Raw genomic sequence first — 15858 nt, 5'->3', positions numbered from 1 at the left:
ACTGCAGGGGATAAGGATGCTGATCCGTCGAACCTCGCTGGCGGCGGCGGTTGCCGTTGCCACGGCCGGCCTGCTGGCCGCTGGCCCGGCGCTTGCCGATTACGCAAAGCCGCCGGAGCACCTGCTCAAGGTGCTGAAGGCACCGCCGCCGCCGGCGCCGAACGTGGCCCCGGGTGGCCAGCGCCTGCTGCTGACCACCGCGCAGACCTATCCATCGATCAGCCGGGTTGCCCAGCCGTACCTGAAGCTGGCCGGCGTGCGCCTGGAACCGAAGAACCGCAGCCGTCACGACACCCCGGGCGGCTACGGCATCCCGGCGTGCGTGGCCGACTTCACCCTGGTCGATATCGCCAGCGCCAAGGAGACCAAGGTCAACCTGCCGCAGGGCTGCGCCACAGGCGCACTGTGGTCGGCCGATGGCAGCCATTTCGCGTTCCAGAATGCGGTCGATACCAGCGTGCAGCTGTGGGTGGGCGACGCCGCCACCGGGCAGGTGAAGCAGATCCCGAACGTGCAGCTGAACCCGATCTTCGGCAACACCGTGCAGTGGCTGGGCGGCAGCCAGAATCTGCTGGTGAAGCTGGTGCCGGCCAACCAGGGCCCGGCACCGTCCGACGGTGGCGTGCCGACCGGCCCGGATGCGCAGGAGTCGCTGGGCAGCAGCGGCGAGAGCAGCACCTATGAGGCGCGCGATACGCTGACCAGCGTGCATGATGAGAAGCTGTTCGCCTACTACGGTGCCTCGCAGCTGGCCGTGGTCGATACCGCCGCCGGCAGCGTGCGTCCGGTCGGGCAGCCGGCGTTGTTCAACGACGTCAGCGCCGCGCCCGACGGCGTGCATGTGCTGACCGAATCGATCAAGGCACCGTACTCGCATGCGGTGACCTACCAGCGCTTTGCCAACGACGTGGCCGTGCTGGACATCACCAGCGGCAAGGCCACGCCGATTGCCAGCCTGCCGCTGGCCGACCGCGTGCCGGTGCACGGCGTGCCGGAAGGCCCGCGTGGTTTCGACTGGCGCGCCACCGATCCGGCCACCCTGGTCTATGCCGAAGCGCTGGACAAGGGTGACTGGAAGGTCAGCGTGCCGCACCGCGACCGCGTGCTGATGCTGAAGGCGCCGTTCAACGGCAAGCCGGTGGAAATCGCCCGCACCGCGCAGCGCTTCGAAGGCTACGCGTGGACCGCCGATCCGGCGGTGGCGTTCCAGTTCGAGAACGACGAGAACCGGCACTGGGTGCAGACCCACATCGTCGATGTGGACCAGCCGAAGAAGGAAGGCCGCCTGCTGTGGGACATGTCCAGTGATGAACTGTACGGCGACCCCGGCAACCTGGTCTTCACCCGCCTGCCCACCGGTGCACAGGTCGTGCGCCAGGACGGCAACCATGTATTCCTCAGCGGGCGCGGCGCATCGCCGCAGGGTGACCGCCCGTTCCTGGACCGCCTGGACCTGGGCTCGCTGAAGAGCGAACGCCTGTTCCGCAGCAGCGCCGATGCCTACGAGCAGTTCCTCGGCTTCAGCAGCACGCCCGGCCGCTATCTGACCTGGCACCAGTCGGTGATCGATCCGCCGAACGCCTTCATCCGCCAGCAGGGTGAGGCGGTGGCCGACGCGAAGGCCGGCGAGGCCCAGTTCGCGTCCAGTGCCACTGCGCTGACCAAGCTGGCCGACCCGACCCCGGAAGTGCGCCAGATCAAGAAGCAGCTGGTGACCTACAAGCGTGCCGACGGCGTGGACCTGTCGTTCACGCTGTACACGCCGCCGGGCTACAAGCAAGGCCAGCGCGTGCCGGCGATCCTGTACGCGTACCCGGCCGACTTCGCCAATGCGGCACAGGCGGGGCAGGTGTCCGGTTCGCAGCAGACTTTCACCCGTCTGCAGCCGTACCGCCTGATGCTGCTGGCCGGCTACGCGATCATCGACAACGCCTCCTTCCCGATCGTGGGCGACCCAAAGAACGCCTACGACACCTACCTGGAGCAGCTGGAAGCCGACGCCAAGGCGGCGGTGGACAAGGCGGTGGAGATGGGCGTGGTCGACCGCAACCGCATCGGCGTGACCGGCCACAGCCACGGCGGCCTGATGACCGCCAACCTGATCGCGCACACCAACCTGTTCAAGGCCGGCGTGGCCACCAGCGGTTCGTACAACAAGACCTTCACCCCGTTCGGCTTCCAGAACGAACGTCGTTCGGTGTGGCAGGCGCAGGACGTGTACCTGAAGGCGTCGCCGTTCTTCTATGCCGACAAGATCAAGCTGCCGCTGCTGCTGGTCCACGGCGAGGACGATGCCAACCCGGGCACCGAGCCGTTCCAGTCGCGCAAGTTGTACCAGGCTATTCGCGGTAACGGCGGCACCACCCGCCTGGTGATGCTGCCCAACGAGCCGCACTGGTACACCGCGCTGGAATCGAACGAGCAGCTTGTGGCGGAAATGCTGAACTGGTTCGACACCTACGTGAAGAACGCCAAGTAGCGTCGAGCTTGCTCGACAAGAACGCCAGGTAGCGTCGAGCTTGCTCGACGGCGCAGCACAGGGCCGCCTGCGGGCGGCCCTGTGCTGTCAGCCCCACGGCAGGGATGGGGTGTAGCCGGCGCAGTGGGAGCGTTGGTCAGGTGCACATCACGCGGTCTTGACATCCGCGGGAGGCCCATCCGATGATCGGGCCGGGGAAAACGCATTCAGGGATGACATGCACCAGGGGACGGTAGCCAGTCCGGGCGTCGCACGCGAGCGCGTGCTTCACGCCCAGCCGGATCTGGCATTGCGGGGTTGGTACTGCTTGCGCAGTTCCATGGCATCGCTGCGGATGCGGAACAGCTTGCGCATGCGCATGGGCGCAACGGCGAAGCTTTTGACGAGACGGCCCTGCTGCTGGCCGCCAGCCGGCTTGGCCTCAAGGCGAGGATCTCTGCAACGCCGCTGCGGCGCCTTTCCCGGGTCACGCTGCCGGCGCTGGCGTTGGCAGGCGCACACCCTTTCATCATTGCACGGGTCGACGCCGGTCAGGTACTCATCCACGACCTGGCCGAAAAGCGGCCGCGAACACTCACGCTGGACGAACTGGCGCAGCGCTATGCAGGGCGCCTGCTGCAGGTGACCTCGCGTGCCTCGGTGCTGGGCGAACTGGCAAAGTTCGATTTCAGCTGGTTCATCCCTGCGGTGATCAAGTACCGGCGCCTGCTGGTGGAAGTGTTGATCGTCTCGTTCTTCATCCAGATGTTTGCTCTTGTTACACCCCTGTTCTACCAGGTGGTGATGGACAAGGTGCTGGTGCACCGCGGGCTCACCACGCTGGATGTGATTGCCATCGGCCTGGTGTCGATGGCGGTGTTCGACGTGGTGTTGTCAGGCCTGCGCACCTACGTTTTCTCACACACCAGCAGCAAGATCGATGTCGAACTCGGCGCGCGCCTGTTCCGGCACGTGCTGGCGCTTCCGCTGGCGTACTTCGAATCGCGACGGGTGGGCGACACCATCGCCCGCGTGCGGGAACTGGAGAACATCCGCAGCTTCCTCACCGGGCAGGCGTTGACCTCAGTGCTGGACCTGTTCTTCACGGTTGTCTTCCTGGCCGTGATGTTCCATTACAGCGGCTGGCTTACGCTGATCGTGGCATTGTCGCTGCCGCTGTACGCGCTCATTTCGGCGCTGGTGACACCTGTGCTTCGCAGGCGTCTGAATGACAAGTTCCAGCGAGGCGCGGACAACCAGGCCTTCCTGGTGGAGACCGTCAGCGGGATCGGAACGGTCAAGGCCATGGCAGTGGACCCGAGGGTGACCCGCACCTGGGACAGCCAGCTGGCCGGGTATGTCAGTGCAGGCTTCAACGTCACCAAGATCGCCACACTCGGCCAACAGAGCGTACAGCTGGTGCAGAAGCTGGTGGCCGTTGCGATCCTGTTCTGGGGTGCGAAGCTGGTCATCGATGGCAAGTTGACTCTGGGTCAGCTGATTGCCTTCAACATGCTGTCCGGCCAGGTGGCAGCGCCCATCATCCGTCTGGCGCAGTTGTGGCAGGACTTCCAGCAGGTCGGGATCTCGGTCGAACGGCTGGGCGATATCCTCAATACGCGCACCGAGCTGCCGGGAAGCCGGATGGCATTGCCGCCAATCCAGGGCCGGATCACGTTCGAGCGCGTTGGGTTCCGTTATCGTCCCGACGCCGCCGCCGTGCTCAATGACATCGAGCTGGATGTTCGACCGGGCGAGGTGATCGGCATCGTCGGCCGCTCAGGTTCGGGCAAGAGCACGTTGACCAAGCTGGTGCAGCGCCTCTATTCGCCTGAGCATGGCAGGGTACTGATCGATGGCCACGATCTGGCACTGGCCGATCCGGCGTGGTTGCGTCGTCAGCTCGGCGTAGTCCTGCAGGAGAATTTCCTGTTCAACCGCTCGGTGCGCGAGAACATCGCGCTGGGCGAACCCGGCATGCCGCTGGAACGGGTGATCCAGGCCGCCATGCTTGCCGGCGCGCATGAGTTCATCGTCGAGCTGCCCGAGGGCTATGACACCAAGGTGGGTGAACACGGTGCAGGACTCTCCGGTGGCCAACGCCAGCGCATCGCCATCGCCCGGGCGCTGATCACCGATCCGCGCATCCTGATCTTCGACGAGGCAACCAGTGCGCTGGACTACGAGTCCGAGCATGCGGTGATGTCCAACATGCGCGCGATATGCAAGGGCCGCACGGTGCTTATCATCGCGCACAGGCTGTCTACGGTGCGCCATGCGAACCGCATCGTGGTGGTGGAGAAGGGTCGGATCGTCGAGGCCGGCGCTCATGAGGAACTGATGCGCCTGCCCGATGGTTTCTATGCCCACCTGCAGCGGTTGCAGGCGGGGGCCGCATGAAGCATCGATTCCAGGCCGCAGGCGATTTTCTGGGTCGATACGCACGGGTGGCGAGTGCGGCGTGGAAGGCCCGTGCGCAGATGGAATCGCCGCAGCGAACAGCCGATGAGCGCGATTTCCTGCCTGCCCACCTGGAGCTGATCGAGACGCCGGTTTCGCCAACGTCGCGCTGGAGCATGCGGATCATCATCGCGTTGTTCTGCGTGGCACTGCTATGGGCATGCATCGGCCAGCTCGACATCGTAGCGGTGGCGCCCGGCAAGACCGTCGTCAACTCGCGTACCAAGGTGGTGCAGCCAGCCGAGACCGCTGTGGTCCGCCGCATCCTGGTGCGCGACGGGCAGGCGGTCAAAGCCGGTGAGCTGCTGATCGAGCTGGAGGGGGCGGGCGCCGGGGCAGAGCTCGCCCAGGCCGGCGAAGCCTTGACCAACGCCCGGCTGGCGGCACTGAGACTGGATGCTCTGCTGGTGGCCTTCGACACGGGCAGCCAGCCGCAGTTGCCATTGGACAGCGGCCTTCCCGCGCAGCGGCTGGCGGACGAGCAGGTGCTCGTGCGCAGTCAGTTCGATGCTTTCCGGGCACGGCGCAATGGCCTGCAGGCCGGCATCCAGCAGCGCCAGGCAGAGCTTCACACCACCGAGGGCTTGATTCAGCCGTTGAGTGATTCGGCGCAGATCGCGCGTACCCGCGCGGCGGACTATGCTCGCCTGGTGGAAGGCAACTACGTCGGGCGCCACGACTATCTGTTGCGCGAACAGGAACGCATCGCCGCCGAGCGCGATCTGGCCACGCAGCGCAATCGGGTGCAGGAGCTGCGCTCGGCCCTGCTGGCGGCACGGGAAGAACTGCGCGTGCTGCTCACCGACACCCGGCAACAGGCCCTTGATGAACTGCGCAAGGCCCAGGAGCAGATCGGGCAGATGGGGCCGGAAGTGGCCAAGACCGGTCAGCGCAATCGACAGATGACGTTGCGCGCGCCGGTGGACGGGACCGTGCAGCAGCTGGCCGTGCACACCGTGGGCGGCGTGGTGACGCCGGCACAACCGCTGCTGGTGGTGGTGCCCAGTGGCGACGGCATGGAAGTGGAAGCAACGCTGCTCAACAAGGACATCGGTTTCGTGCGGCCAGGCCAGGCGGTCACGATCAAGATCGACAGTTTCCCCTATACCCGCTATGGCTATCTCACCGGTACCGTCGTGAGCGTCTCCCATGATGCCGCACAGGATGAGCAGCTGGGCCTGGTGTTTCCGGCACGGATCCGCCTGGACCGTCCCGAGCTGGACATCGGCGGCGTCAAGGTGAGGATGAGTGCTGGCATGAGCTTGTCCGCAGAGATCAAGACGGGGCGACGACGGGTCATCGACTATTTGCTCAGCCCTCTGCAGCAGCACGCGCAGGAGGCGCTGCGTGAACGCTGAGGCCGATCCAGCGGCGGCTGGCAGATGGTTGGCGAGCGTGTGCCGGCTGCGGTTCGACGTGATGCTGTGGTTGTCGTTGTCGTTCGTGCTGGTGGGATGCGGGTCCGACAGGAAAGGACCAGAAGCTGCACGACTGCAGGGGCGCATCGGTGGTGTCGCGCTGGAGGTGCCCAGGCAGGATGTGTGGATATGGGAGACGGATCGTGACGCGCAGGCCGAGCCCGCGTCCACCTGCGGCGCGACATTGCGCAGTGTTTCCATCCAGCTGCGTTGGCCGGAGATGGCGCCGCGCAATGCGCAGACCCGACAGGACTACGATCGGCATCACTCGGCGGGGAACGGCGATTCGAACTGGATCGACATCGGCCTGAACCAGGCCGGAGAGGGCGAGAACATCACGCTGCAGCAGATACGGGACTGGGGACTGTATCGCCTGCACCATCAGGAACTGCCCGCCGAGGTCACATTCGATTTCGGTCGTGACGCAGCGCTTGGACTGGAGATGGCCCGACCGGCGCTGTCGGAGCGCCGAAGCTTCAACTGGAACCGGATCACCTATACCGACAGCCTGGACCCAGCACGCGCACCCACTGTCCTGATCCGCTGCATGACCGGGCCGCAATACGCACCTCCGCAGTGGACGCCCCTGTGCGAGGCCTCGCTTGAGCAGCCTGGGCTGCTGAATGTACGCACCACCATTGTTTACCGTCAGAACCTGCTGCCGCATTGGCGGGAGATCCAGGCCGATGTCCAGGCCTATCTGCAACGCATCAGGTCCCATTGCCCTACACACCGGAACGTGAAGGAGATTGAACGTGGTTGAAACGATGACAGCCGAACAGCGTGCACTGGCGCGGGCGATGCTCGACAGCGGCAAGATCGAGGAGGTGTACCAGTTCATCGCCGGTTTCGGGCATCGCTATGCCCGGTTGGCCAGTGGCGTGGCCGTGGGCAACATGTTCTCCGGTTTGACTGCACTGGAGTTTCTGGAGGAAACCGCAAAGGATCATGGCGTTCCCGTGGACGATGCGAAGATCCAGGCGGTGCGCGCGGGCATGGCCCGGGGCCTCCTGGACATGCTCGACCAGATCGCAGATGCGGCGGGCGACGTTGTTCGTGAGATCACCGCCGACGAAGCCTGGACCTTCCATAACCGCATTTTCACCGAACTGAACCTGCCGGTTGATTCCTGGACGTTGAATACGCCCTTCAGACTTCTGGACCAGCAGCAACGCGATGCCATCTGGGACTCGATGCTCAACAGCAACGGTCGTCTGCCGTGGGATACCAAGGCCGGCATCGAACTGCTGGTCAAGGTGGTCAAGAACGCAGAGAACGATCCCATGGGGGCCGGTTCATGGTTCTGGCGTCTGGGTATGAACGATGACGTGTACTCGGCATGGCTGGCACGGCTGAGCACCGAAATGCTGGAGGACGGTACCGGAGGGGCTGCCCGCCCGTTGGATCCCTTCCTGTTCTTCACCGGCGCGCTGATGCTGGATGCCCAGGACGGAGAGTTCAACAAGGACCAGATCCGCGAGTTCCTCAATGCCCTGCCGGACGTGCTGAAGCTGTCGGTGAAGCCAGGGAGCGGACTGACCGCCTATGGCTCGCTGCAGGGCGATGCCATCGACGGTACCGATGAAGCCGACGTCATCTTCGGCCAGGAAGGCGCGGACGTGCTGTCTGGTCTGGCCGGCAACGATGTGATCGACGGCGGTAGCGGCAACGACACCCTGAACGGCGGCGCCGGCAATGACGCGCTGTTCGGTGGCGCCGGCAACGATACGCTCGACGGCGGCATCGGCAGCGACACGTTGCGCGGCGGGATGGGCTTTGACACCTACACCATCGGCACGGGCCTGGCCGGCGATCTGGATACGATCGTTGACACCGACGGCAACGGTACCGTGGTCATCAATGGCAACGGGGCCTGGGCCAACGGGCTCATCGCAACGTCGGCCACCACCTGGGAGAGCGCCGATGGCCAGATCAAGGTCAGCCACTCGATCGCCAATGGGTCGAAGCTGATCATCCGCAGTGGCACCGACACCGGCAGTGTGATGGTCGACGGCTGGAGCCAGGGCCATCTGGGCATCACGCTTCCGGAGTTCAAGCCGGGCCAGGCAGGCACGGGCGGAACCGGGCTGGCCGACTTCCTCAATCCCTTCGTGAACAGCGCGCCCAGTGGTGCGGTCAACCTGTCCGGTGGCAATGGCCGCGACATGATCTGGGGAACCGCGTTCGGCAGCGGTGACACCTTGGATGGCGGTGAAGGCAGTGACATCATCAATGGTCGCGGTGGCGCCGACATCATCACCGGCGGTGTCGGCGACGACTTCATCTCTGGCCTGGGATCGGAGACGATCGCGCATGGCGGAGAGGGCAATGATGTCCTGAATGCGCAGTGGAACTTCGGCTTTGATGTGCGCACGAATTCACGTGTGCCGATCACCGAATCCGGCATCTGGCGCGACGTGGAGGCCTTCTTCAGCTGGACTGCAATGCAGCGTCTGGGGCGCCGCGATGATGGCAGCCTGGCCATCGGCTTCAACTATGGCCTGTCGGGGATGTTCGATTTCAGTGGCGCCTCGGTGGCGCCGGGCTGGACGTTCAGATTCCGTCGTCTGGACAATGATACCTACACCCTTGTCTATAGCAGCGCCACCGAGCCGGATGGCATTGCGCTGGGCCAGGGACGGATCACCACGGAGGAGGGCTCGGGTATCACCTATACCAGCGGTGTGAGCCTGTTTGGCGAAGACGGCAACGACCAGCTCGGTGGCAGCAGTGCAGCCGACTACCTCGATGGTGGGGATGGCAACGATGCGATCAGTGGTGAAGGCGGCCACGATGTGATCCTGGCCGGGGCCGGCAACGACCAGGTGGCAGGCGGAGACGGCAACGACAGCATTGACGGCGGCGCCGGCGACGACGAGATGTGGGGTGAAGGTGGAAATGATCTGATCGACGGCGGAGACGGTGACGATCTGATCTGGGGGGACTATTACCCGCAGTCCGGAATCGTCGGGGGCGGCAATGACATCCTGCGTGGTGGCGCCGGCAACGACCAGCTGTCCGGTCAGGCCGGCGATGATCTGCTGTCGGGCGGTATCGGAAACGATCTTCTGGTTGGCGGCACCGGCAACGATCGCCTCATGGGCGAAGACGGTGACGACGAGCTGCAGGGCGAAGATGGCGACGACACTCTCGACGGCGGCAATGGCACCGACCGGCTGTTCGGGCAGGATGGCAATGATGTTCTGCTGGGCGGCGAGGGCGCCGATCATCTGGAAGGTGGCGATGGCAACGATCATCTTGATGGCGGCGCCGGCAAGGACGTGCTGATCGGCGGCGAAGGCGATGACACGCTCATGGGCGGCCAGGGCGACGACGAACTGTGGGGTGGGTCCGGCAAGGACACACTGTCCGGTGGTGAGGGGGCCGACACCCTGCGTGGCGAAGCGGGTGACGATGTGCTTGCCGGTGGTGCGGGCAACGACCTGTTGATGGGAGGTGATGGGCGCGACACCCTCGACGGCGGCGATGGCGACGACGAGCTGCAGGGCGGTGCCGGCAATGATTCCTTGAACGGGGGCAGCGGCGCCGACCGTCTGTTTGGTGAGGATGGCAACGACAGTCTGTATGGCGGCGCCGGTGATGACGTCCTGGCTGGCGATGGCGGCGCGGGCAGTTCCGGTGCGGCTGGCAATGACTATCTCGACGGCGGTGCCGGCAACGACGTGCTGTTCGGGCAGGGCGGGCACGACGAGCTCAATGGTGGTGCCGGCGATGACAGGCTGTACGGTGATGAAGACAATGGCCCGGGTGGCAACGATACGCTGCGCGGTGGTGCAGGCAATGATCTGCTGTCCGGTGGTGCCGGCGATGACCTCCTCGATGGCGGCAGCGGCAATGACCTGCTCTACGGTGGCACCGGCAACAACCAGTACCACTTCGAAGCGGGGTTTGGTATCGATCATGTCTACCTGCAGGAGGGCAATCCGGGCAGTGATCGCATCACCTTCGGCACCAGCATCAATCAGACCGATCTGCACTACGAGGCGTACGGGCTGGATCTGATCATTCGCCACCGCGACGGCACTGATACCGTGGTGGTGCACAACTATTTTGCATCCTCTGGTTCCGGTGGCATTGCGGTGGGCGGTATCGATGTCACCGATCGCGAACGCCTGGAGGAACAACTGGAGGTGCCGACGCTTGTCTTCGGTACAGGCGGTGATGACAGCATGCTGGGCACCAGCGGTGACGACAGTCTGTATGGCGCTGACGGCAACGATACGCTGATGGGCCTGGAGGGCAACGACCGGCTGTTCGGTGGCGCCGGCGATGACCTGCTGATCGGCGGTCTTGGCCACGACGTGCTCGACGGCGGCGCCGGCAATGACATCTATCACTACGATTTTGGTCATGGCTATGACCGCATCATCAACCTGGGAAGCGCCGCTGCCGGCACGGACATCATCCGTATCGGCCCTGGACTGACACGGGCGATGATCAACAACATCCAGGTCTCCGGCGATGACCTGATGCTCGCCTTCTTCACCGGTGCCGGGTTCCAGTCGCTGAGCCTGGATGGATTCCTTGCCGGGAGCAACCGCAGCCACATCATCCAGTTCGACGACGGCACGTGGATGAGCGCCGAGGACTTTGTCGAGACGGCGCGAAGCTGGACTGGTACCGACGCTGACGATACGTACACAGCGACCGACGAAGGCAACAACCTGCGCGCCGGTGCCGGCAACGATATCGTCGATGGAAAGGGGGCAACGATCGAATCTTCGGTGGCGAAGGCGATGACCAGCTCTTCGGCGGTGATGGCAATGATGTGATCTACGGCGATGGCGGTGCGGACCTGCTTGATGGCGGTGCCGGCGATGACATGCTGTATGCGAACGAATTCAGTGATGGCAGCCCGGACATCCTGCGGGGCGGTGCTGGCAATGATCGCTACTACATCAGCACCGGCTACCAGTACGCCTCTTCCCCGGACACGGTCATCGAACTGGAAGGCGAAGGCGTGGACACCGTCTTTGCCGAGTCCTTCTCATACACCCTGACGGCCAATGTCGAGAATCTGGTGGGCGTCTTCAACAGCAACACCTGGCATTGGCAGAACCCGTCCTATCCTGGCTGGATCGTGCACATTCCCCGCACCCTGGTCGGCAACGACCTGGACAACATCATCCAGTTTGGCAAGCCGTCCTATATGGGCAGCCATAGTGGACGCTACTACGTGCTTGATGGTGGCGCCGGCAATGACACGCTGATCGGAACCCAGGCCAACGAAACCTATGTGGTCGACAGCCTCGGCGATGTGATCATCGAGGGTGACTGGGGCTGGGACAACCGCTTCTCCATCGACACGGTGCGTGCCAGCCTGTCCTACTCGATCGCCAACCTGGTCAACATCGAGAACCTGGAACTGGTCGGAAGCGGCGACTGGTCGGGCTGGGGTAATGCGGGCGACAACACGCTCAACGGCCGCACGTCGACCGGCGCCAACCATCTGTACGGTGGTATGGGAGATGATCGCTACATCATCAGTGCCAACGACACGGTGGTGGAGCTGGCCGGGGAAGGCAACGATACCGTGGTGATCGACGCTCTCGAAGATGGCGCGCCCCAGAACCAGTGGTTCGAGGTGGCAAACTTCGCAAATGTCGAGAACCTGGAGCTGGGCAACAACCTGGTGCCTGACGGACGCGGCGCGGGCACCATCAACGGGGGCGCGTTCCACGCCAACCTGCGCGGCGATGCCGGTGACAACGTCCTGACCGGAAACGGATTCAGCAACGAAATCCGCGGCGGCGGAGGCAACGATACCCTCAAGGGCGGCGATCGCGAGCCGAACACGGTCTACAAGGCCAGCCGGGACTACCTCTATGGTGAAGAGGGTAATGATCAGCTGATCGCAGGCCAGGGCGGTGCGGACCTGCATGGCGGTACCGGCGATGACATGCTCAGGGGCGGTTATGGCGACGACGACTTCCACTACGGAATCGGCGATGGCCGCGATACGGTGGATTCGCAGCCGGGTGCCGGGCGCGACCGTGTGGTGTTTGGCGCAGGCATCGACCCGGACGACGTCACCTTCAGCCGCAGTGGGCTGGACCTGATCGTGCAGGTCGGCAGCGATCAGAATGATCAGCTCACGGTCAGCAACTACTGGTATGAGGAAAGCGGCAGTCTGGTGGTGCGTGGGGTGGTCGACCACTTCCTGTTCGCCGATGGCACCGTGCGTCGCGGCGATCTTCACCAGCTGCCGTACACCAACAAGCCTCCGATCACGCTGATCCCGTTCGTCGAGTTCGAGGCCATTGGTGAGGCGGCCTTCTCGGCACAGATTCCCTCGGGCATGTTCCAGGATGAGGCCCAGGACACGCTGACCTATTCACTGAGTGCGAATGCGCCGGCCTGGCTGGTCATCGACCCGCTTACCGGGCAGCTGACAGGCACACCGCCCAATGGCGGTGCGGATCTTTCGCTGGAGATCATTGCTGCCGACAGCTGGGGGCAGCGCACCACGGCCTGGCTGACGGTGAATGTACGCAACGTGCTGCGAGGTACCGATGGCGCGGATGTGCTTGCCGGCACCCAGTTCCGTGACGATCTGCATGGCGGCGCAGGCAATGACGTGTTGAATGGCGCTGGCGCCGGTGATCGCCTGTATGGCGGCGAGGGCGACGACATCTATGTGGTGAATGATCCGAGCCAGCAGGTGATCGAACTGGCCGGCGGAGGCGACGACACCGTCCGCAGTGGCAGTCATCGCTACGTGCTGGGCGATCACGTCGAGCGGCTCGAGCTGCTCGACGGTGCATACGAAGGCATCGGCAACCAGGGCAACAACACGCTGGTAGGCAACCAGGGCGACAACAGGCTTGATGGCGCGGCCGGCGAAGATCGCCTTGTCGGCGGTGCCGGCGATGATACCTACGTGGTCGACAGCGCCGGCGACGTTGTCATCGAGGTGGCCGGCGAAGGCGTCGATACGGTCGAGGCGGCGCTGGACTGGCAGCTGGGCGACCATCTGGAGAATCTGGTGCTGACCGGCTCCGGCCACCTGAGCGGAGTTGGCAACAGCCTGGACAACGAGCTGTATGGCAACGATGGCAACAACCGGCTCGAGGGCGGCCTCGGTGCCGATCGTCTGTACGGTGGCCTGGGCGACGATCTGTACATCATCGAATCGGCCCAGGACCGTGTGTTCGAGGACGAAGACGGCGGTCTGGATACCATCGAGCGTCGCTTCGAGACCAACCTGATCCTGGCCGACAATGTCGAGAACCTGATCCTGGCCAACGGCATCGTGTCCGGCAACGGCAACGCGTTGGACAATGTCATCAATGGCAACGCTGCGGCAAACAAGCTGAGCGGCATGGACGGCAACGACACCCTTGTCGGCGGCGACGGCGATGACCAGCTCTGGGGTGGCAGCGGTGACGATGTCCTGCGCGGTGACAATGGTGCGGACTATCTTGATGGCGGCAGCGGTGCCGATCAGATGAGTGGTGGCGCAGGCAATGACATCTACATCGTGGACAACACGGCGGACACGATCATCGAGCTTGCCGGCGGGGGCACGGACCAGGTGCAGTCTTCGGCCTCCTACACGCTGTCGGCGGATCTGGAAAACCTGTTCCTGACTGGAAGTGCCGACATCAACGGGACCGGCAATGCGTTGGCCAACTACCTGGCGGGCAACAGTGGCAGCAACACGCTCAATGGGGGAGGCGGCAACGACACGCTCAGTGGTGGGGCGGGCAACGATACCCTGCTGGGCGGCGCGGGCAACGACGCCTATCTGGTCGATGCGAACTCAGGCAGTGATGTCGTAGACAACACCGGAGGCGGCAACGATACGGTGTTCTTCCAGAACGGGGTCACCCGGGAACGGCTGAGCTTCTCCCGCGACGGGGATGACCTGTTGATCCGGATCGACCAGGGAGCTGCGCCGGCGGTACGCGTGCGTAATCACTTCCTCGGTGGGGACTGGGCCATCGATCAGGTTCAGCCTGATGGAGGCAGTTCACTCAGCGCAGCCCAGATCAACCAGCTGGTCAGCGGCGGCAGTGGGGGCGGGTTCGACAAGACCGTCACCGGGACGTCGGCAGGAGAGCAGCTGGTGGGCACCGCGGGCAAGGACCTGATCGAGGGTCTGGGCGGCGATGACACGCTGTTCGGTATGGCAGGCGACGACACGCTGCGCGGAGGCGATGGCAATGATCAGCTTGCGGGCGGCAATGGCAGCGCTGCGGGCTCGGGCAATGACCGGCTTGAGGGAGGCGCAGGCAACGATACTCTGCGCGGCCAGGACGGTAACAACGTGCTTCTGGGTGGCAGCGGCGATGACCAGTACATCCATGGCGGCGGGAACGATGTGATCGACAACACAGGGGAGGCGTCGACTGGTTGTTCTTCCAGAACGGCATTACCACCGGACAGCTGGCTTTCACCCGCGAAGGTGACAACCTGGTGATCGTTGTGAACGGAAATGCCAACCAACGCGTCACGGTGACCAATCACTTCCTGGGCGGTGACTGGGCGCTCGACTATCTGCAGGCTGCCACCGGCAATGCGCTCAACACGGCGGCCATCAATGCGCTGGTCAGCAATGGCGGTGGCGACGGCGGAGGTACGCCGGGGACCGGAAACGATGCCGACTACCCCTCCAAGATCAACGGTACGGCGAACGCCGAGCAGTTGGTTGGTACCAGTGGGCGTGACCTGATCAAGGGTCTTGCCGGCGACGACAAGTTGTTTGGCATGGGGGGCGATGACAAGCTGGAAGGCGGTGATGGCAACGATTACCTGTCCGGTGGCAACGGCAGCTTCAGCGGGTCCGGCAAGGACATCCTGATCGGTGGCGCCGGCGACGACCAACTGGTAGGCGAAGATGGCGATGACATGCTCATCGGCGGAGTGGGCAACGACACGTACTTCTACCGGGCCGGGTCGGGCGCGGATACGGTGGACAACACCGGCGGTGGTACCGACTGGTTGTACTTCGATGGCATCGATCGCAGCCGCCTGAGCTATCACCGTGATGGCGATGATCTGGTCGTCAGGGTGGATGGCAGCGCCGGGCAGCAGATGCGTGTGCTCCGCCATTTCCAGGGTGGACAGTACGCCATTGCCTTCGTGCAGCCTGGCGATGGTGGCTACGCCATCACTGCAGATCAGATTGCCAGTCAGTTGACGCCGATGACCGCGCTGCGCACCAGCATGACCTCCGCCGCCGCGTCCGCGCCGGAGGCCATGTCACTGGAGGCGGAACTTCAGCATCTGGTGGGGGCCATGGGCGCGTTCCAGGCGGGTGCTGACACGGGGCTCGCTGGCGATGCGCCTGCGCAGCTGGGCGGTGTCGATCCATCCCTGTGGGCGGGGGCACTGCACCGCCAGGAGGCGCGCGCCACGCTCGTGCCGGGCTGATCCGGCCTGCGCATGAGGCGGCTTGCCCGCAACGGTTCCGGCAGCAGGGGCCGTTGCGGGCGCGCTGGGGCGATGGGCTTCGGCCGGGAGAGCATTGACCGAACGGTAACGCCAGGTATCGGCCTG

At 64.4% G+C, this 15858-nt stretch carries 7 protein-coding genes; all 7 read left to right on the top strand.

Annotated elements, in window-relative coordinates; all coding sequences use genetic code 11:
* Positions 1-16: 16 nt before the first annotated feature.
* The 7 genes from N4G47_RS11700 to N4G47_RS11670 all read left to right on the top strand — a co-directional run bounded on the left by N4G47_RS11700 (position 17) and on the right by N4G47_RS11670 (position 15732).
* Complete coding sequence (locus N4G47_RS11700) at positions 17-2479, top strand: S9 family peptidase (RefSeq protein WP_475287296.1); 2463 nt, start codon at positions 17-19, stop codon at positions 2477-2479.
* A 288-nt stretch (positions 2480-2767) separates the two neighbouring features.
* The gene (locus N4G47_RS11695) at positions 2768-4858 is read left to right on the top strand and encodes a type I secretion system permease/ATPase (protein ID WP_475289932.1); all 2091 of its coding nucleotides are present in this window, start codon (positions 2768-2770) and stop codon (positions 4856-4858) included.
* Positions 4855-6276: an HlyD family type I secretion periplasmic adaptor subunit gene (locus tag N4G47_RS11690; protein WP_249843586.1), complete on the top strand. Its 1422-nt coding sequence runs from the start codon at positions 4855-4857 to the stop codon at positions 6274-6276. The genes N4G47_RS11695 and N4G47_RS11690 overlap by 4 nt, the downstream gene beginning before the upstream one ends.
* A complete protein-coding gene (locus N4G47_RS11685) occupies positions 6266-7099 on the top strand; it encodes a hypothetical protein (protein WP_475287294.1) in 834 nt (277 codons plus the stop codon). The genes N4G47_RS11690 and N4G47_RS11685 overlap by 11 nt, the downstream gene beginning before the upstream one ends.
* Positions 7100-7103: 4 nt before the next feature.
* The gene (locus tag N4G47_RS11680) at positions 7104-11129 is read left to right on the top strand and encodes a hypothetical protein (RefSeq protein WP_475287292.1); all 4026 of its coding nucleotides are present in this window, start codon (positions 7104-7106) and stop codon (positions 11127-11129) included.
* On the top strand, positions 11075-14779 hold the full coding sequence (locus N4G47_RS11675) for a putative Ig domain-containing protein (RefSeq protein WP_475289931.1): 3705 nt from the start codon (positions 11075-11077) through the stop codon (positions 14777-14779). The genes N4G47_RS11680 and N4G47_RS11675 overlap by 55 nt, the downstream gene beginning before the upstream one ends.
* On the top strand, positions 14713-15732 hold the full coding sequence (locus tag N4G47_RS11670; protein WP_475287291.1) for a calcium-binding protein: 1020 nt from the start codon (positions 14713-14715) through the stop codon (positions 15730-15732). The genes N4G47_RS11675 and N4G47_RS11670 overlap by 67 nt, the downstream gene beginning before the upstream one ends.
* Positions 15733-15858: the final 126 nt, after the last annotated feature.

The organism is Stenotrophomonas sp. GSD10 (genome assembly GCF_056172695.1).
This window is presented reverse-complemented; position numbering and strand designations above follow the sequence as displayed.

What these genes read in the sequence shown, in the direction of transcription:
- N4G47_RS11700 (WP_475287296.1), top strand. Translation starts at nt 17, where the DNA reads ATGCTGATCCGTCGAACCTCGCTGGCGGCGGCGGTTGCCGTTGCCACG.
- N4G47_RS11690 (WP_249843586.1), top strand. Translation starts at nt 4,855, where the DNA reads ATGAAGCATCGATTCCAGGCCGCAGGCGATTTTCTGGGTCGATACGCA.
- N4G47_RS11680 (WP_475287292.1), top strand. Translation starts at nt 7,104, where the DNA reads ATGACAGCCGAACAGCGTGCACTGGCGCGGGCGATGCTCGACAGCGGC.